Annotated in this window: 21 protein-coding genes; 3 read left to right on the forward strand and 18 right to left on the reverse strand. The window is 63.7% G+C overall.

Annotated elements, in window-relative coordinates; translation table 11 throughout:
- Positions 1-22: 22 nt before the first annotated feature.
- The 14 genes from nuoI to ACWIKC_RS07475 form a co-directional block, all read right to left on the reverse strand.
- A complete protein-coding gene (nuoI, locus tag ACWIKC_RS07410) occupies positions 23-508 on the reverse strand; it encodes an NADH-quinone oxidoreductase subunit NuoI (RefSeq protein WP_067607882.1) in 486 nt (161 codons plus the stop codon).
- Positions 505-1,551: an NADH-quinone oxidoreductase subunit NuoH gene (nuoH, locus tag ACWIKC_RS07415; protein WP_454596875.1), complete on the reverse strand. Its 1,047-nt coding sequence runs from the start codon at positions 1,549-1,551 to the stop codon at positions 505-507. The genes nuoI and nuoH overlap by 4 nt, the downstream gene beginning before the upstream one ends.
- On the reverse strand, positions 1,548-3,557 hold the full coding sequence (nuoG, locus tag ACWIKC_RS07420) for an NADH-quinone oxidoreductase subunit NuoG (RefSeq protein WP_454596876.1): 2,010 nt from the start codon (positions 3,555-3,557) through the stop codon (positions 1,548-1,550). Before nuoG ends, nuoH begins: the two co-directional genes overlap by 4 nt.
- Positions 3,557-4,168, reverse strand: a complete 612-nt coding sequence (locus ACWIKC_RS07425; protein ID WP_454596877.1) for a hypothetical protein — start codon at positions 4,166-4,168, stop codon at positions 3,557-3,559. The genes nuoG and ACWIKC_RS07425 overlap by 1 nt, the downstream gene beginning before the upstream one ends.
- 29 nt (positions 4,169-4,197) lie before the next feature.
- Positions 4,198-5,490: an NADH-quinone oxidoreductase subunit NuoF gene (nuoF, locus tag ACWIKC_RS07430; protein ID WP_454596878.1), complete on the reverse strand. Its 1,293-nt coding sequence runs from the start codon at positions 5,488-5,490 to the stop codon at positions 4,198-4,200.
- A complete protein-coding gene (locus ACWIKC_RS07435; protein WP_454596879.1) occupies positions 5,490-5,627 on the reverse strand; it encodes a hypothetical protein in 138 nt (45 codons plus the stop codon). The genes nuoF and ACWIKC_RS07435 overlap by 1 nt, the downstream gene beginning before the upstream one ends.
- Positions 5,627-6,295 carry an NADH-quinone oxidoreductase subunit NuoE gene (gene nuoE / locus ACWIKC_RS07440; protein WP_454596880.1) on the reverse strand — a complete coding sequence of 223 codons (669 nt, stop codon included), beginning with the start codon at positions 6,293-6,295 and terminating at the stop codon, positions 5,627-5,629. The genes ACWIKC_RS07435 and nuoE overlap by 1 nt, the downstream gene beginning before the upstream one ends.
- Positions 6,288-6,470, reverse strand: coding sequence for a hypothetical protein (locus ACWIKC_RS07445; protein ID WP_454596881.1), 183 nt, complete (start codon positions 6,468-6,470; stop codon positions 6,288-6,290). Before ACWIKC_RS07445 ends, nuoE begins: the two co-directional genes overlap by 8 nt.
- A complete protein-coding gene (locus ACWIKC_RS07450; RefSeq protein ID WP_454596882.1) occupies positions 6,467-7,678 on the reverse strand; it encodes an NADH-quinone oxidoreductase subunit D in 1,212 nt (403 codons plus the stop codon). The genes ACWIKC_RS07445 and ACWIKC_RS07450 overlap by 4 nt, the downstream gene beginning before the upstream one ends.
- Positions 7,675-8,196 (reverse strand): hypothetical protein, encoded by a 522-nt coding sequence (locus ACWIKC_RS07455; RefSeq protein ID WP_454596883.1) that lies wholly within the window; start codon positions 8,194-8,196, stop codon positions 7,675-7,677. Before ACWIKC_RS07455 ends, ACWIKC_RS07450 begins: the two co-directional genes overlap by 4 nt.
- The gene (locus ACWIKC_RS07460) at positions 8,193-9,053 is read right to left on the reverse strand and encodes an NADH-quinone oxidoreductase subunit C (protein ID WP_454596884.1); all 861 of its coding nucleotides are present in this window, start codon (positions 9,051-9,053) and stop codon (positions 8,193-8,195) included. The genes ACWIKC_RS07455 and ACWIKC_RS07460 overlap by 4 nt, the downstream gene beginning before the upstream one ends.
- A gap of 8 nt (positions 9,054-9,061) precedes the next feature.
- Positions 9,062-9,658 carry a NuoB/complex I 20 kDa subunit family protein gene (locus ACWIKC_RS07465; protein ID WP_454596885.1) on the reverse strand — a complete coding sequence of 199 codons (597 nt, stop codon included), beginning with the start codon at positions 9,656-9,658 and terminating at the stop codon, positions 9,062-9,064.
- Positions 9,649-10,023: an NADH-quinone oxidoreductase subunit A gene (gene ndhC, locus ACWIKC_RS07470; protein ID WP_067607903.1), complete on the reverse strand. Its 375-nt coding sequence runs from the start codon at positions 10,021-10,023 to the stop codon at positions 9,649-9,651. Before ndhC ends, ACWIKC_RS07465 begins: the two co-directional genes overlap by 10 nt.
- 105 nt (positions 10,024-10,128) lie before the next feature.
- The gene (locus ACWIKC_RS07475) at positions 10,129-11,559 is read right to left on the reverse strand and encodes a coniferyl aldehyde dehydrogenase (RefSeq protein WP_454596886.1); all 1,431 of its coding nucleotides are present in this window, start codon (positions 11,557-11,559) and stop codon (positions 10,129-10,131) included.
- Positions 11,560-11,642: 83 nt separating this feature from the next.
- Here ACWIKC_RS07475 and ACWIKC_RS07480 point away from each other — a divergent pair, with 83 nt between their 5' ends.
- On the forward strand, positions 11,643-12,839 hold the full coding sequence (locus ACWIKC_RS07480) for a thiolase family protein (protein WP_454596887.1): 1,197 nt from the start codon (positions 11,643-11,645) through the stop codon (positions 12,837-12,839).
- Positions 12,840-12,911: 72 nt separating this feature from the next.
- On the forward strand, positions 12,912-13,352 hold the full coding sequence (locus ACWIKC_RS07485) for a hypothetical protein (protein ID WP_454596888.1): 441 nt from the start codon (positions 12,912-12,914) through the stop codon (positions 13,350-13,352).
- Positions 13,353-13,393: 41 nt separating this feature from the next.
- Here the strand turns inward: ACWIKC_RS07485 and ACWIKC_RS07490 are convergent, their stop codons facing one another.
- Positions 13,394-13,864 (reverse strand): SH3 domain-containing protein, encoded by a 471-nt coding sequence (locus tag ACWIKC_RS07490; protein ID WP_454596889.1) that lies wholly within the window; start codon positions 13,862-13,864, stop codon positions 13,394-13,396.
- A gap of 114 nt (positions 13,865-13,978) precedes the next feature.
- On the opposite strand from ACWIKC_RS07490, the gene ACWIKC_RS07495 reads away from it, so the two are divergent.
- Positions 13,979-14,998: a 2-hydroxyacid dehydrogenase gene (locus ACWIKC_RS07495; RefSeq protein WP_454596890.1), complete on the forward strand. Its 1,020-nt coding sequence runs from the start codon at positions 13,979-13,981 to the stop codon at positions 14,996-14,998.
- Positions 14,999-15,039: 41 nt separating this feature from the next.
- Here ACWIKC_RS07495 and ACWIKC_RS07500 read toward each other — a convergent pair whose 3' ends face one another.
- From ACWIKC_RS07500 to prfB, 3 genes are all read right to left on the reverse strand, one after another.
- Positions 15,040-16,446 (reverse strand): NAD(P)H-dependent flavin oxidoreductase, encoded by a 1,407-nt coding sequence (locus ACWIKC_RS07500; protein WP_454596891.1) that lies wholly within the window; start codon positions 16,444-16,446, stop codon positions 15,040-15,042.
- 24 nt (positions 16,447-16,470) lie between these two features.
- Entirely contained in the window at positions 16,471-17,220 is a 750-nt protein-coding gene (locus ACWIKC_RS07505; protein WP_454596892.1) for a class I SAM-dependent methyltransferase, read from the reverse strand.
- Positions 17,221-17,287: 67 nt separating this feature from the next.
- Positions 17,288-18,415 carry a peptide chain release factor 2 gene (gene prfB / locus ACWIKC_RS07510; RefSeq protein ID WP_454596893.1) on the reverse strand — a complete coding sequence of 376 codons (1,128 nt, stop codon included), beginning with the start codon at positions 18,413-18,415 and terminating at the stop codon, positions 17,288-17,290.
- Positions 18,416-18,472: the final 57 nt, after the last annotated feature.

Genomic DNA, 18,472 nt, shown 5'->3' on the forward strand with positions numbered 1-18,472 from the left:
CCCAGGTTCGGTTGCGCGGCGGTTAGCGGTAGGGGGCGTCGGCTTCAAGGTTGGCGGCGATCGCTCGCTCCCACTTGTCCCCGTTCGCCAGCAGTTTGGCCTTGTCGTAGAGCAGCTCTTCGCGCGTTTCGGTCGAATATTCGAAGTTCGGACCCTCGACCACGGCATCCACCGGGCAGGCTTCCTGGCAGAAGCCGCAGTAGATACACTTCGTCATGTCGATGTCGTAGCGCGTGGTCCGGCGGCTGCCGTCCTCGCGCGGTTCGCTCTCGATGGTGATCGCCTGCGCCGGGCAGACCGCCTCGCACAATTTGCAGGCGATGCAGCGCTCTTCGCCATTGGGATAGCGGCGCAGGACATGCTCGCCCCGAAAGCGCGCGCTGATCGGGTTCTTCTCGTGCGGGTAGTTGATCGTCACCTTGGGCTTGAAGAAATACTTCAACGTGAGGGCATGCGCCTTCACGATCTCCCACAGGGTGAACGATTTGATCAGATGGGCGATAGTCATGAATAATGCCCCGTGGCCATCAGATAGCCGGAAATGACGACGACGAACCCGAGGCTCATCGGCAGGAACACCTTCCAGCCCAGCCGCATCAGCTGGTCGTAGCGGTAGCGCGGCACGGTCGCCATCACCCAGCTGAACAGGAAGAAGAAGAAGAAGGTCTTGAGCAGGAACCAGACGATGCCCGGCACCACGTAGAGCGGCGCCCAGTCGATCGGCGGCAACCAGCCGCCGAAAAACAGCAGCGTGTTGAGCGAGCACATCAGCAGGATGTTGGCGTATTCGCCGAGCCAGAACAGCGCGAAGGCCATGCTGGAATATTCGGTCTGGTAGCCTGCCACCAGCTCGCTCTCGGCCTCGGTGAGATCGAAGGGAACGCGCTGGGTCTCGGCCAGGCTCGAGATGAAGAACACCACCCACATCGGGAACAGCAGCAGGTTGAACCAGTAGCCGTTGACGATCCCGAAACCGTGGCCGCGCTGCGCCATGACGATTTCGGTCAGGTTGAAGCTCCCCGCCCACAGCACGACGCAGACCAGGATGAAGCCGATCGAGACCTCGTAGCTGATCATCTGCGCGGCGGCGCGCATCGCGGAGAAGAACGGATATTTGGAGTTCGACGCCCAGCCGCTCATGACGATGCCGTAAACCGATAGCGAGCTGATCGCGAGAATGTAGAGCAGCCCGACGTTGATATCGGCCAGCACCACGCCCGCGTCGAAGGGGATCACCGCCCAGGCGGCGAGCGCCACGGTGAAGGTGACGATCGGCGCGAGCAGGAAGATGCCCTTGTTCGCGGCGCTGGGGATGATGGTTTCCTGCAGGAACACCTTCAACCCGTCGGCGAAGCTCTGCAGCAGGCCGAACGGGCCGACCACATTGGGGCCGCGGCGCAGGTTGATGGAGGCCCAGACCTTGCGGTCGACATAGATCACCATGGCCACCGCAAACATCAGCGGAAAGGCAATCAGCAGCACGCCGGAAACGGTGGCGACGCCCCAGGCCCATTCGTAGCTCATCCCGAGCGATTGGAAGAAACCGGTCATTCCGCTGCCTCCAGGATCTCTTCGCCGTGCAGCAGTTCGGCCGAGCAGCGCTGCATCACCGCGCTGGCGCGGGCGATCGGATTGGTGAGGTAGAAATCCTTGATCGGATAGCCACTGATCGAGCCCTGCGCTTTCGCCTTCGCATCGGGCTTGGGCAGCTTGCCGAAATCGGCCAGCCCTTCCTCACCCAGCGCCGGAACCTGTTCGACCATTTTCGACTGCAGCTGCCCGAAAGTGTCGAATTCGAGTTCGACACCAAGCGCATCGGCCAGCGCGCGCAGGATCGTCCAGTCCTCGCGCGCATCGCCGGGGGCGAACACTGCCTTTTCGGCGAACTGCACCCGGCCCTCGGTGTTGACGTAGGTCCCGTCCTTCTCGGCATAGGAGGCGGCGGGAAGGATGATATCCGCCGCATGCGCGCCCTTGTCGCCATGATGGCCGATATAGACCTTCAGACTGTCGCCGAAGCAGGTGAAGTCCACCTCGTCCGCACCGAGCGCGAGCAGCACCTTGGGCTTCGCATCGGCAATGTCGGCGATGCCGCCAGCTTGCGCGTAATCGAGCATCAGCCCGCCCATGCGGCTGGCCGCCATATGCAACACGTTGAAGCCGTTCCAATCGTCCTTGATCAGGCCGAACTGCCCGACCAGCTTGAGCGCCGGGGCGAGTGCGCCCGCCGCCAGGCCCGCGCCGCCGAGGATGACAGCGGGCCGCTCGGCCCCCACCATCGCTTCGCTCAGGCCTTCGGGAAGATCGTTGAGGAAACCGAGGTCCTCGCCCAGGAATTCGGCCGGGAAGGTGGTTTCCCATTGCGGGCCGGCGATGAAGATCTTCGCGCCGCGCTTGGCCGCCTTGCGCAGCCGGACATTCACCAGCGGCGCTTCCCAGCGGATGTGGCTGCCCACGATCAGGATCGCATCGGCTGTTTCGATCCCGGAGAAGGTCGAATTGAAATTCACCGCGGCGAGATTGCCGGTGTCGTAGGCCATCCCGGTCTGGCGGCCTTCGAGCAGGTCCGAACCCAGCGCACTCAGCAGCGATCTGGCGGCGAACATCGTCTCGCAATCGACCAGATCGCCCGCGACCGCGGCAATGCTCTTGCCGGGCTGCGCTGCGGCGATCGCGGAGAAGGCCTCGTCCCAGCCCGCCTTCTGCAGCGTCCCGCCCTTGCGGATCCACACGCTGTCGAGCCGGCGATGTTGCAGACCGTCGACCTGGTAGCGCGCCTTGTCCGAAATCCACTCCTCGTTCACCGCGTCGTTGTTGCGCGGCAGCGCGCGCATCACTTCGCGCCCGCGGCTATCGAGGCGGATATTGGCGCCGACCGCGTCGGAGACGTCGATCGAGAGCGTCTTCTTGAGCTCCCATGGCCGTGCCTCGAAGGCATAGGGACGCGAAGTCAGCGCGCCGACCGGGCACAGGTCGATCACATTGGCACTGAGCTCATGCTCGGCGGCCTGCTCGAGATAGGTGGTGATCTGCATATCCTCGCCGCGCCCGAGCGCGCCGATCTCGTCGACCCCTGCGATTTCCTCGGAGAAGCGCACGCAGCGGGTGCAATGGATACAGCGGGTCATGATCGTCTTGATCAGGGGGCCCATGTATTTTTCGGACACTGCGCGCTTGTCGGCGGTGTAGCGCGTCGCGCCCCGGCCATACATCATCGACTGGTCCTGCAGATCGCATTCGCCGCCCTGGTCGCAGATCGGGCAGTCGAGCGGGTGGTTGATGAGCAGAAACTCCATCACCCCCTCGCGCGCGCTCTTGACCATCGGTGTGTCGGTGCGAATTTCCTGGCCTTCGGTGGCCGGCAGCGCGCAGGAGGCCTGCGGCTTGGGCGGCCCGGGCTTCACCTCGACCAGGCACATCCGGCAATTGCCGGCGATGCTCAGCCGCTCGTGATAGCAGAAACGCGGGATCTCCTTGCCCGCCAACTCGCAGGCCTGCAGCACGGTGGCGCCATCGGGAACCTCGAGTTCCTGGCCGTCTACGGTGACTTTAGGCATCAGCTTTGACCTTCGGCAGGCAGGGTGGTGCGGTACATGGCCTCTGCAATCGCCAGTCGGATGTCGATCGGTTTGATCTCGATTTCGGTGCCTTCAGGAAGGCAGGGGCCGAAACCCGAAGCCATGTCGCGAACAAGATTTCGCTCGGCATCAGTCGCCAGGCGCGACCCCTCCAGCAACGAACTTGCGCTGTCGAACTCCAGCGCGACATAGCATGCGGCGAAGTCATGCAGGGAGTTCACCACGTCCGGTTCTGCAAATCGGGGCACGAATGCGTCGGCCATTTTCTGCCGTCGAGTGCGATAAAGACTTTCGGCCAGAGACCCGCGCAAATGAGCGCGGACAAAGGACGCGCTGACGAAGGTTTTCATGCAATTGTTATACGACCTGTTGAACAGCTTGCCGACGGCTTGCGTCTCGGCCTCGGAGCCGGGTGTCGCAGCAAGCATAGCGGCTGACTGGTCTGCTTTGGAGTCTGCGAGACAATCGCCCATCTGCCGTATCAGATACCAATAGTCATTTTCGTTGCCCCTGACCGGCGCGCTCGATGTGCCCGAAGCGCCGGGCGAAAGCTGGGCGTGCGCGACATCGGGGACCATGAATACGGCCATGATCGATACAATTGCTAAAGGAAGGCTTCTCATTCTGCCGCCTCCGCAAATTGCGCATTGTGCTCGGCGATCCGGCGTTCCAGCTCGGGGCGGAAGTGGCGGATCAGGCCCTGGATCGGCCAGGCGGCGGCATCGCCCAGCGCGCAAATGGTATGGCCTTCGACCTGCTTGGTGACCTGCTGCAGCATGTCGATTTCCTCGATCGCGGCATCGCCGGTGCGCAGGCGCTCCATCATCCGCCACATCCAGCCGGTGCCTTCGCGGCAGGGGGTGCACTGGCCGCAGCTCTCGTGCTTGTAGAAATAGCTCAACCGGCTGATCGCACGGACGATGTCGGTGGACTTGTCCATCACGATCACCGCCGCGGTGCCGAGACCCGAGCCAAGCTCCTTGAGCCCGTCGAAATCCATCGGCGCGTCCATGATCTGCTCGGCCGGAACCAGCGGCACCGAGGAGCCGCCCGGGATCACCGCGAGCAGATTGTCCCATCCGCCGCGGATGCCGCCGCAATGCTTCTCGATCAGCTCGCGGAAGGGAATGCTCATCGCTTCCTCGACCACGCAGGGTTTTTCGACATGCCCGCTGATCTGGAACAGCTTGGTGCCGGCATTGCCTTCGCGCCCGATCGAACTGAACCAGCTCGCCCCGCGGCGCAGGATCGTCGGGACCACCGCTATACTTTCGACATTGTTGACCGTCGTCGGGCAGCCATACAGCCCCGCCCCTGCAGGGAACGGCGGCTTGAGCCGCGGCTGGCCCTTCTTGCCTTCGAGGCTCTCGATCATCGCGGTCTCTTCGCCGCAGATATAGGCACCCGCCCCGCGATGCAGGAAGACGTCGAAATCATAGCCGGATTTGGCGGCATTCTTGCCCAGCAGCCCGGCCGCATAGGCTTCGTCGATCGCGGCCTGCAGCGTTTCGGCCTCGCGAATATATTCGCCGCGGATGTAGATATAGGCGGCGCGCGCGCGCATCGCGTAGCCCGCGACCAGAGCGCCCTCGATCAGCTTGTGCGGATCGTGGCGGAGAATCTCGCGATCCTTGCATGAACCGGGTTCGGACTCGTCGGCGTTGATGACGAGGAAGCTCGGGCGCCCGTCCTTGGATTCCTTGGGCATGAACGACCATTTGAGTCCGGTCGGGAAACCCGCCCCGCCCCGGCCGCGCAAGCCGCTGCCCTTCATCTCGTCGATGATGGCGTCGTGCCCGCGTGCGATCAGCGATTTGGTATCGTCCCAGTCCCCGCGCTGCTGCGCCGCCTTCAGCCCCCAGTCCTGGAAGCCGTAGAGATTGGTGAAGATGCGGTCCTTGTCGGCGAGCATCAGATGCCTCCGCCGAATACGACGAAGGCCGCGACTGCGAGGATCACGAGCAGGACCAGCGTCTTGGCCAGCCCCGCGAGTACCTTCCAGGCGATCACGATGGCGACGAGCGCGACAACGATGGTGACGATATCCATTACCATTCGCTCCGATAATCGTGATTGGCGTCGACCATTTCCTTGAGCGTCGACGGTCCGCCGCTGGGTTCGCTGGTGTGACGCCCCGGTTCCTGCGTACCAGCCTTGGGGCTCTCGCCCGCAGCCAGCGCATCGAGCACGGCATCGAGCCGTTCGGGGGTCAGATCCTCGAAATTGTCGTCGTTGATCTGGACCATCGGCGCGGTCGCGCAATTGCCCATGCATTCGACTTCGGTGAGCGTCCAGAGCCCGTCTTGCGACACGTGGCCCTTGCTCATCCCGCGCTTCTTGCAGGTTTCGAACAGGGCATCCGATCCGCGCAGCATGCAGGGCGTCGTGCCGCAGACCTGCACGTGGTGTTTCCCGACCGGCTTCATGTTGTACATGAAATAGAAGGTTGCGACCTCAAGCACACGGATCACCGGCATACCAAGATAATCGGCCACATATTCGATTACCGGCAGCGGGAGCCAGCCTTGGGTATCCGTTTCCTCGCCGACCTGCCGCTGGGCATAGTCGAGCAGCGGCATCACCGCGGATTTCTGCCGTCCCTCGGGATAGCGCGCGATCGCCTTGTCGGCCTTCGCCTTGGTGTCGCTCGAGAATTCGAACGAACCCCAGCGCGCGCGCAGTTCGGGAGAATCGGGTTGGGGAGAGCGGTCAGCCATTGATCAACCTGCGTTCGACATAACGGCCGATGTAGAGGCCGACGACGGCGGCAAACGCCGTCGAGAGAATTTCCTTGAGCGGCGCCTCGCCATGGAAGGCGGCCAGATAGGCAGCCACCGCGGAAGCGAATGCGACGAAGGCGAGAACCAGGATACCGATTTCGCGCAAGATCACCGGTCGCACTCCCCGAACACCACGTCGATCGCGCCGAGGATGGCGGTCGCGTCGGGGAGCATGTGCCCCTTGGCCATGAAGTCCATCGCCTGAAGGTGCGAAAACGCGGTCGGGCGAATCTTGCAGCGATAGGGTTTGTTCGACCCGTCGCTGACCAGATAGACCCCGAACTCGCCCTTGGGGCTCTCGGTCGCGACATAGACCTCGCCCGCGGGCACGTGAAAGCCCTCGGTGTAGAGCTTGAAGTGATGGATCAGCGCTTCCATCGACTGCTTCATCTCGCCGCGCTTGGGAGGCGAAACCTTGCGGTCGTCGCTCGCCACCGGCCCTTCGGGCATCTCGGCAAGACATTGCTTGATGATCCTCGCGCTCTCGTAGACTTCTTTGACCCGGACCATGAAGCGGTCGTAGCAATCGGAATTGGTGCCCACGGGCACGTCGAACTCCATGCGGTCATAAACGTCGTAGGGCTGCGACTTGCGCAGGTCCCAGGGGATTCCGGCCGCGCGGATCATCGGGCCCGAGAAGCCCCAGGCGATTGCGTCTTCCTTGCTCACAACCGCGATATCGACATTGCGCTGCTTGAATATGCGGTTGTCCATGACCAGGCTCATCGCATCGCCGAACAGTTCGGGTAGGCGCTTGTCGACCCAGTCGCCGATGTCCGTCAGCAGCTTGAGCGGAACGTCCTGATGGACGCCGCCGGGCCGGAAATAGGCCGCGTGCATCCGCGCCCCCGATGCGCGCTCGTAGAAATTCATGCAGTCTTCGCGCAGCTCGAACACCCACAGGTTCGGCGTCATCGCGCCGACATCCATGACATGCGCGCCGATGTTGAGCAAGTGGTTCTTGATCCGGGTCAACTCGGCGAACAGCACCCGCAGATATTGCGCGCGGATCGGCACTTCGATGTTGAGCAGCTTCTCGATCGCGAGCACCCAGGAGTGCTCCATGCACATCGGCGAGCAGTAATCGAGCCGGTCGAAATAGGGCAGCGCCTGCAGGTAGGTCTTGTGCTCGATCAGCTTCTCGGTGCCGCGGTGGAGCAGACCGATATGCGGATCGATCCGCTCGATGATCTCGCCGTCGAGCTCCATCACCATGCGCAGCACGCCGTGCGCCGCGGGGTGCTGCGGCCCGAAGTTGATCGTGTAGTTGGAGATGACCTCGTCGCCAGTGGTCGGCGAGGCTTCGAGTTGCAGGCTCATGAGCAGACCCAGTTTCCGGCGAACGCCTTTTGCGTGCCCGCCGCATCGACGATCGTCAGCGACGCCTGATCGGGCGCGGTGCGCGTGACCAGCGCCGAAAAGCCCTCGCCTGTGAAGGTAGTACCCGAACGGACCTGCTCGATGCCACCCGGAGGCGCGTCGAGCAGCAGCAGCTTGCCCCCGATCCGCACGGTGGCCTTGCCTGGAAGCGCACGGTCGGCGGGCGCCGCGGCGATCAGCATTTCCTGGCCCTGGACGCTGAAGGTGCAGCCGCCCGCACGCGGACCAAGATCGACGCCGCCGATATTGCCCAGCTTCTCGAGCCGGAACACGTCGGCATTGGCCGGGGGGGCGGCCTTGACCGCAGTGGTCTCGACCGGTGCAGGTGCGCCGCCTTCGGCCACGGTGCCTGGGGCACCGACGCGATTGGCGAAATCGTCGGCGGATTCGCTGTTGGCGGGCTCTTGCGAGCAAGCGGCGACGAGGAGTGCGGCTCCGATGATCAGCGCTGTCTTCACTTGCCATCCTCCTTTTTGTCGTCGGTCTCGGTCGCGGCGCCGGTTTCGGTGGTCGTGCCTTCGCGCTCGGGGCGGTCGGCACGGTCTTCTGTGGGTTCGGGCGCGCCGGGTTCTTCGACCGCAGAATCCTCTTCGGTCGGCGCACCCTCGCTTACATGCTCTGCCGCTTCCTTGTCGGTCTTGGCGCCAGCCCCGGTCTGCTTGGGGCTTTCGGTGGTCTTGGGCTCGTCCACCGGCGACGTCGCGGCCTTCTCATCGCCCGGCAGCACGTAATCCGCGCCTTCCCATGGCGAGAGGAAATCGAACTGGCGCAGATCCTGCGCGAGCTCGACCGGCTCATATACCACGCGCTTTTCGTCTTCGGAGTAGCGCAGTTCCTGGTAGCCGGTGAGCGGAAAATCCTTGCGGAAGGGATGCCCTTCGAAGCCGTAATCGGTGAGGATCCTGCGCAGATCGGTGTTGCCGTCGAACAGCACCCCGAACATGTCGAACACCTCGCGCTCGAGCCAGCCGGCGACCGGCCACAGCGTGGTGACGGTGGGAACGGGTATCTCTTCGCTGGTCGTGACCTTCACCATGATCCGGCTGTTGAGGGTCAGGCTGAGCAGCATATAGACCACCTCGAACCGCTCGGGCCGCGAGGGATAGTCGACCCCGGCGATCTCCATCAGCTGCTGATAGGCGTGATCGTCGCGCAGCAAGCGCAGCACATCCTCGATGCTGTCGCGCCTGACGGTGAACAGCAGCTCGCCATGCTCCTCATGCGCTTCGAGCAAATGATCGCCAAGCGCACGCGACAGCGTATCCTTGAGGCCCTCGATCCGGGTGAAACGGGGCGCGGAGTGAAGTACAGCCATCGCTCGTCCTACCGTTCGATCGTGCCGCTGCGGCGGATCTTGCGCTGCAACTGCATCACGCCATAGAGCAGCGCTTCGGCGGTGGGCGGACAGCCGGGGACGTAGATATCGACCGGCACGATCCGGTCGCAGCCGCGCACCACCGAATAGCTGTAATGGTAGTAGCCGCCGCCATTGGCGCAGCTCCCCATGCTGATGACGTATTTCGGGTCCGACATCTGATCGTAGACCTTGCGCAGCGCCGGGGCCATCTTGTTACACAGCGTACCCGCCACGATCATCACATCCGACTGGCGCGGACTGGCACGCGGGGCGACGCCGAAGCGCTCCATGTCGTAGCGCGGCATGTTGACGTGGATCATCTCCACCGCGCAGCAGGCGAGCCCGAAGGTCATCCACCATAGCGAACCGGTGCGCGCCCATTGGAACAAATCCTCGGTGCTGGCGACGAGGAAGCCCTTGTCGTTCACCTCGGTCTGGAGCGCGTTGAAATATTCGGCGTCGGGCTGGCGCAATTCGCCACCCTGCGCGGTCGGCAGCTCGCCGGGACGCTGGCCCAATTGCGACGCACCAAGCGCCGCGTCGTTTGCGGAAGTCACTCCCATTCGAGCGCTCCTTTCTTCCATTCATAGGCGAGGCCGATCGCCAGAATCCCGAGAAACACCATCATCCCGATCCAGCCTTCCCAGCCGGTGTGCTCGAGGCTTACCGCCCATGGGAACAGGAACGCCGCTTCGAGATCGAAGATGATGAACAGCAACGCGACGAGATAGAAGCGCACGTCGAACTGGGTGCGCGGTTCCTCGAAGGCGGGGAAACCGCACTCGTATTCACTCAGCTTCTCCGCATCGGGATTGTGCACCCCGGTCAGACGCGACACGCCCATCGGCAGGAACACGAAAGCTGCCGACAGGGCAGCCGCGATGAACAGAAATATGAGGATCGGCAGGTACTGCTCGAGATCGACCACGCGTGATTCCTAAGCCTTGAGGCACAAGTTGCGCCCGCCTCTAGGCCCCCCGCAGCGCGGGTGCAAGGGTATGACCCTTGCAACCCGCGCATGGGTGCGTGACGCTTATTTCATCATCGACTTCACCGTCTTGAGTGTCTTGGCGCCATAGGGCGGCTTAAGGCCGCTGAGCTTGGCGACATCGACCTTGGTCTGAGTATAGACGCTGCGCGCGTGGCTGAATTCGCGGAAGCCCTCGACCCCGTGATAGCTGCCCATCCCCGAGGGTCCGACCCCGCCGAATGGAAGGTCGTCCATCGAAACGTGGAAGATCACGTCGTTGACGGTCACGCCGCCCGAAATCGTCCGGTTTAGCACCTTTTCCTGCTCGCTCCGGTCGCCGCCGAAATAATAGAGCCCGAGCGGACGGTCGTTCGCGTTCACATAGTCGATCGCTTCGTCGATCTCGCGATAGGTCTTCACCGGCAGAATCGGACCGAAAATCTCCTCCTGCATCGCCTGCATGTCGTCGGTAACGTTCTTGAGGATGGTCAGCGGCATCTTGCGGGTGTTGGTGCTGGAGAAGTCCTCATTTCCGGGATTGACCTCGATCACCTCGGCACCCTTGTCGCGCGCGTCGGCGACCATGGCCTGTAGCCGGTCGAAATGCCGGTCGGTGACGACGCTGGCGTAATCGTCGTTCTCGAGCAGCGTTGGATACATGTTCGCGGTGCCCTGCCAGACACCATGGATCGCCTCGTCCTGCTTGTCCTCTGGGACATAGAGATAATCGGGTGCGAGGCAGATCTGCCCGGCGTTGAGCATCTTGCCCAGCGCGACTCGCTCGCCCGCCTTGGCGAAATCGGCGCTGCGGCCCATGACCACCGGGCTCTTGCCGCCCAGTTCGAGCGTGACGGGCACCAGATTGGCGGACGCCGCCTCCATCACCTTGCGCCCGGTCGCGGTCGATCCGGTGAAGACGAGATGATCGAAGGGCAGCGAACTGAAAGCCGCCGCGACTTCGGGCGGACCGGTGAATACCGCGCATTCGTCAGGGGTGAAGACTTTCGCTACCAGTTCGCGCATCAGCATGCTGGTCCGCTCGGTGAATTCGCTGGGCTTGATCATCGCGCGATTGCCCGCGGCGAAGACCTGCATCAGCGGGGCGAAGGTCAGGTTGACCGGGAAATTCCACGGGCTGAGTATGCCGACTACGCCCTTGGGCTCGTACCGCACCTCGGCCCTGGCCCCCAGCAACCCGAGCGGGAACTGGACGTGGCGCTTGTCGGGCTTGGCCCAGCCATCCATCTGCTTGAGACAGTAGCGGCCGAAAGCGATCGTGCCGGCGATGTCGGTGACCATCGACTGCTGCGGCGAGCGGCTGCCGAAATCGGCGCTCATCACTTTGCACAAATCCTCGGAATTGTCCTTGAGCAGCGCGATCGCGCGTTCGATGCGGTCCTTGCGGAGCGCCATCGGTTCGGGTCGGGTCTGGTTGTGAGCCGAGCGCTGCCTGCGCAGGACATCTTCCATCTCGCTCTTGCGGTCGTTGGTCATATCCGTCTCCGTTTGAAATTGTTGCGATGCAGCACTAGATCGCTTGCCTGACACCATTCCAGAACAGAAGGACCAGCACAAGCATGACCCAGTTCAGCGCCGCCGACCCCGTCGTCATTCTCTCCTACGCCCGCACCCCGATGGGCGGGATGCAGGGCGCGCTGGCTGAGGCCTCCGCGACAGATCTGGGCGCGACCGCGGTCAAGGCGGCGGTGGAGCGCTCGGGTGTGCCCGGAGACAGGTTCGACCGCGCCTATATGGGCTGCGTGCTCCCGGCGGGGCTTGGCCAGGCGCCCGCGCGACAGGCGGCGATCAAGGCGGGCCTGCCCAAATCGGTTCAGGCAACCACTGTGAACAAGGTCTGCGGCAGCGGCATGCAGACCGTCATCATGGGCGCCGAGGCGCTGGCCAGCGGATCGATCGACTATGTTGTCGCGGGCGGGATGGAGAGCATGACCAATGCGCCCTATCTGCTGAAGAAGCACCGCTCGGGTGCGCGGTTGGGCCACGACACCGCTTACGATCACATGTTCCTCGACGGGCTGGAAGATGCCTATGAGGAAGGCCGCGCGATGGGCACTTTCGCACAGGACACCGCCGACGAATATCAGATGACCCGCGAGGAGATGGACGATTATTCCATCGAGTCGCTGCGCCGCGCCAATGCCGCGATCGAATCCGGCGCTTTCGCAGACGAGGTCGTGCCGGTGACGATCACTACCCGCAAGGGCGAACACACGGTCGAGCACGACGAGCAGCCCGGCAAGGGCCTGCCCGACAAGATCCCGACCCTGCGCCCGGCCTTCGCCAAGGACGGCACGATCACCGCTGCAACCTCGAGCTCGATTTCCGACGGCGCGGCAGCCGTGGTGCTGACGCGTGAAAGTGTCGCCAAGGAGAACGGCCAGCAGCCGGTCGCGCGGATCGTTGCCATGGCCGCCCATGCGCAGGAGCCGGCGAAATTCACCGTCGCGCCGATCGGCGCGATCGAGAAAGTGTTGAAAAAGGCCGGGTGGGAAGCCGGCGATGTCGAGCTGTGGGAGATCAACGAGGCCTTCGCCTGCGTTGCCATGTTCGCCATGCGCGACATCGGGATCCCACACGACAGGATCAACATCAACGGCGGCGGCACAGCGCTGGGCCATCCGATCGGCGCCAGCGGCACGCGCATCATCGTGACCTTGCTCAACGCGCTCAAGCGCCAGGGCAAGACGCGCGGCATCGCGAGCCTGTGCATCGGTGGCGGCGAAGCCACGGCGATCGCGGTCGAGCTGGTCTGACCGGACGGCCTTGGGCATCGCACAGTGAGTTGAAGGCACCTCCCCGCGGCGACGGGGAAGAGAGAGTGTGGAATGAAAAAATATTTGATCGTCGCTGCATTTACCGCACTCGCCGCCTGCGGGTCGAACGAAGCGCTGGTAGATGACGACCAGTCACAAGAGGCTGGCAACGATACCCCACTGGCTGCGAACGATCCCGCCGCTGTGGAAATGGCCGGTACCTATGAAGTGACCGCCGAAGACGGCACTGTCGTCCGCCAGACTGTCAACGCGAACGCGACCTATGTCGAAACCGTGGACGGCATCGAGACCGAGCGTGGCACCTGGCGCCAGAAGGGCGACCAGATGTGCTACGACCCGCAAGGCGACATGATCGAGCAGTGCTACACCGGCGGGAAGCCCGGCGGCGATGGCAGTTTCGAGGTCGAAATGGATGGCGGGACCGCGAGTGTTCGCCGGGTCGATGAAACGGAAACTGCGGAGTCTGCTGCGGCCGGAGCCGACACGCAGTAATTCTTGCAGAGGCCAATCAGGCGAGAGCCCAAGCTAGCTCCTCACGGCTCCTGCGCGCCAAACAGCCGGTTCTCCCTGACCCAGCCTTCGCGCCCGTCGACATCGAACGCGCACCAACCCTCCGAGCAATCGCCGATTTCCCCGACGACGCCCGGCGCCGCGCGCCAGCGCAATTCGCCGCTGTCGTCGGGTGCGTCGCGCATCGCCAGCGGCTCGTCCCCAATGACCATCGCCGTACGATCGGGGCTCAACAGCCGTGCCACCACCCAGCCCTGTTCGCCATCGGGGTCCTGGATCAGCCGCCAGCCCTCCATCACCCGCACCACCTTCACCGGCAGGCCGGGACGGCGATAAACCCAGGACACCTTGTAGTCGCGGCTGGGGCCGACGCGCATGTTGAGTTCCGAAGCGCGGATGCTCGCCCAATAGGGTACCTCGCGCTCCTGCGCCTGCGCCGGAGCGGCGAATACCGCGAGGACGGCGGCGAGCAGGAAGGCAAGGCATGTTCTCATGGTTGCTCAGCGATTTACCGCAAGCGACTCGGCGCGGCAAGGCAGCTCGAGCCGCACACGGGTCAACCGGACGCTTGACCCTCCGCCACCCCAGCGCCTAGCCCGAAGACGAATATGACCGAAACGACAGACCGCCTCACCCGCCGCCTCGACCGTGCTCCACGCGTGGTGGTTACCCGCCGCCTGCTGCCCGAAGTCGAGGCGCGCTTCAGCGAATTGTTCGACGCGCGGCTCAACACCGAGGACAATCCCCTCTCGCGGGAAGCTCTTGCCGAAGCCATGAGCAACTGCGACGTGCTGGTGCCGACCGTCACCGACCGGATTGATCGCGGATTGATCGAGGGAGCGGGAAGCCAGCTGGGGCTGATCGCAAGCTTTGGCGCCGGCACCGACCATATCGACCTCGCCGCCGCTGCAGAGCGCAAGATTCTCGTCACCAACACCCCCAGCGTGTTCACCGACGACACCGCCGATCTCGCGATGGCCGGGATCATCGGCGTCCCACGCCGGATTCGCGAAGGTGTGCAATTGATCCGCAGCGGCAAATGGAGCGGCTGGACTCCGACCTCCCTGCTTGGCCGCAAGCTGGGCGGCAAGGTGCTCGGGATCGTCGGGATGGGCCGTATCGGCCAGGCGGTGGCGCACCGGGCCCGCGCGTTCGGGCTGGAAATCGCCTATCACAACCGCAAGCGGCTGCCCGAAGCGGTCGAACGGATGTTCGCCGCACGCTATGTCGAGAGCCTCGACGAGCTCGTGGCGCAGGCCGATATTCTCACCCTCCATTGTCCCGCCAATGACGACAGTCGCGGGATGATCGATGCGCGGCGGATCGGGCTGATGAAGGAGGGCGCCTGCATCATCAACACCGCCCGCGGCGATCTGATCGAACAGGAAGCGATGATCGCAGCGCTGGAGAGCGGCCAGCTCGCGGGCGCAGGGCTCGACGTCTATCCCGAGGAACCGCATGTCGATCCGCGGCTGATCGCGCATCCGAACGTCATGACCCTGCCCCACATCGGCAGCGCAACCCGCGAGGGTCGCGAGGAATCCGGCCTCAAGGTGATCGCCAACATCCGCATGTGGGTCGACGGGCACCGCCCGCCGGACCAGGTGCTGACCGCGCTCGAACGATAGCCGACCTGCAATGCGGCCATCACCGCATTGCAACGACCGGTCTATTCACCCGTAAGGATGCGATCGACCAATTGCTTCACCGAGGGGGTGAAATTGTTCGAATAGAACGGGTCCTGCTTGAAGCGGTAGGCAGCATGGCCGGCGAAGGCGAGGTTCTCCTCGACCGGACCGCCATGGGCGATGTCCTGCAGCGTCTTCTGGATACAGAAGCTGCGCGGATCGGCGAGGCGACCGGTGGTGTAGTCGTCGTGATCCTTCCAGCTCGAGAAGGCACAATGCGACAGGCAGCCCATGCAGTCCTGCTGATCCTGGCGGATTACGTCGCGGCTATCGGGCGTAACGAAGACAGCAGTGCCGTCGGGGGTCTTGAGCGCCTCGGTGAAGCCCTTAGCCATCCATTCCTGCGCCTTGGGGCGATCGTCTGGCACGACCCAGAAATTCTTCGCCTTGCCTTCTTCTGCTAGCGGGATCGCACCCTCCTGCTCGCCGCGCTTGAAGATCGGGATCTGGCGCTCCGAACGATGAATCAGGTCGTAGAGGAAGGGGTTCTTGACCGCAGAGGAATAGAACCCGGTCGGGGAGAACTTGTGCAGCAATATGTCGCCGTCATCGAGCGTGCGCAGCATGTCCTTCCATTCCTGCGGGATCGGGCTTTCCTCGGTCAGGAGCGGGCGCGTACCGAACTGGAAAGCGATCTTGCCGAGCTCGGGATTGTCGATCCAGTCGTTCCATTCGCGCAGGAACCACACCCCGCCCGCCATCACGATGACCACGTCCTCGGATACGCCTTCGGCGCGCATGGTTTCGCGCAGCGCCTTGACGCGGGGATAGGGATCCTCGGGTTTCGTCGGGTCCTCGGCGTTGGACAGGCCGTTGTGCCCGCCGGCCAGCCAGGGATCCTCGTAGACCACTGCCGCCATCAGCTCAGGGACCTTGGAATAGCTGCGCTTCCAGAGCGCGCGGAAGGCGCGGGCCGAGCTGATGATCGGCAGGTAGCTGACATTGTGGCGCTGGGCGATTTCGGCCAGCTTGTAGGGCATGCCAGCGCCGCAGGTGACCCCTGTAACCAGACCGGGGGTATTTTCGAGTACCCCTTCGAGCACTTCCTGCGCGCCGCCCATTTCCCACAATACGTTGATGTTGATGGCGCCCTGCCCGGAGGCGATTTCATGTGCGCGCTTCACCTGTTCGGTGGCGCCGTCGATGGCGTAGCGGACCAGCTGTTCGTGGCGTTCCTTACGCGTCAGCGCATCATAGACCTGCGGCACGATCTTGCCTTCGGCGTCGTAGCTGTCGGCGTTGACCGCGCTCACCGTTCCGATGCCACCCGCGGCAGCCCAGGCGCCCGAACTCGCGTGATTGGAAGCGGAAACGCCCTTGCCGCCCTCGACCAGCGGCCACACTTCGCGGCCACCGTAATTGATCGGGCTGAGCCCCTTGAATGCCATGATGAAGTCTTTCGTGTCGGCGAGCTAGCGGCTCGCGGTGTCTGCCCTCGTCGACGTGTCGCGACAGGGGCGAATTTCGTCCGGCTCAGGCCTGTTAGCGGCCCTTTCGAACTGTGCATAGTACCCGGCCAGCTGTGGCGCATCCCTGAACGCGACGAGCTTGTAGCCGGCGCGTTCGAACTCGCAGGCGAGCAGCATTGGCGCAATGCCATGCTGGTCGGTCGGTCGGTCGACATCGACCACGATGACCTGACCGCCCTCGCGCAGCGACGGCCACATCCGCCACAGCAGCGCATAGGGCTCGCCGATCTCGTGATACATGTGGACCATGAAAATCCGGTCGAAACTGCCCTCGGGAAGGCGCGGATCGTCCGCTGCCCCAGGCTTGATCGCGACGTTGTCGAGCCGTTCGCGTTCGACCCGCCGGCCAAGACGTTGCAATGCCGCGCGATCGATGTCCTGCGCCAGCACACGGCCATCTTCTCCCACGCGCTCGGCCAGACGGACGGTGTAATAGCCTTCGCCCGCGCCGATATCGGCGACGGTCATGCCTTCTTCGATCCCGGCGAGATCCATCACCGTTTCCGCTTCGCCGCGATTGTCGCGCGCGGTTTCGGTCGAGAATTCGGTGCCGCCCAGATCGGAAACGGGGCGGTCGGGCAAGGGGAAGTCGAGCGCGGTTTGCGGTCGGCTGGTATCGACCTTCTCGCAACCGGTTACCGCCAGCGCGGCGGCGGACACGAGCAGCAGAAAACGGGGCTTGAATGCGATCATCTGATCCTAGCCCTAGCGCCGGTGCAGTCGCCACGCAAAGAATTCGCCATAGACACGACCCGAACGCCTATTCGACGTCTTCGACCTCGACCGCTTCGCCGGTCACGCGCTGCGCCAGGGCTGCAGAAATGAAATCGTCGATCCCCCCGTCGAGCACGGCATCGGGCGATGGCGAGACCACGCCGGTGCGCAGGTCCTTGACCATCTGGTAGGGCTGGAGAACATAACTGCGGATCTGGTGGCCCCAGCCGATCTCGCTCTTTTCCTGATACTCGCCGCTGGCCGCCGCTTCACGCTCGGCCATTTCGCGCTCGTAGAGCCGGGCCTTGAGCATGCTCATCGCCTCGGCCTTGTTCTTGTGCTGCGATCGTCCGCTTTGCGATGCCACCACAATACCCGTGGGCTGGTGGGTGATCCGCACTGCCGAATCGGTGGTGTTGATATGCTGCCCGCCGGCACCCGATGCGCGATAGGTATCGATCTTGAGATCGCTGTCGTTGATCTCGATCTCGATATCGTCGTCGATTACCGGATAGACCCAGACCGAGCTGAAGCTGGTGTGGCGGCGCGCCGAGCTGTCGTAGGGACTGATCCGCACCAGCCGATGGACGCCGCTTTCGGTCTTGGCATAGCCATAGGCGTTTTCGCCCTTGATCAGGATCGTAGCGCTCTTGAGCCCGGCCTGGTCGCCCGCCTGATATTCGACCGTCTCAACCTTGAACCCGCGGCGTTCGGCCCAACGGGAGTACATGCGGAACAGCATCTCCGCCCAGTCCTGGCTCTCGGTCCCGCCGGCGCCAGCATGGATTTCGACATAGGTGTCGTTGCCATCCGCCTCGCCTGAGAGCAGCGCGCGGACCTTGTCGGCATCGGCGCGCTTGGAGAGCTTTTCCAGGCTGGCGAGCCCGTCCTTGACCACATCATCGTCGCCCTCGGCATCGCCCATCTCGACGAATTCGATGGCGTCGGACATTTCGGAAGAGATTTCGTTGACCGTGTTGACCGCATCCTCGAGCCGCTTCTGCTCGCGGCTCAGCGCCTGCGCTTCCTTGGGATTGTCCCACAAACTCGGGTCCTGCACGCGCGCATTGACCTCGTCGAGGCGGCGCAGCGCCTGCTCCCAGTCGAGTGACTGGCGGACCAGCGCCAGAGCGGCTTGGATGCGGTCGATATAGGCCTGCCCTTCGGCACGCATGACAAATTCCTCGGTTTCGGCTCGGGACCGCCCGCTTAACGCGCAGGCGCCGTTTGT

Source organism: Qipengyuania sp. SM2507, assembly GCF_053714505.1.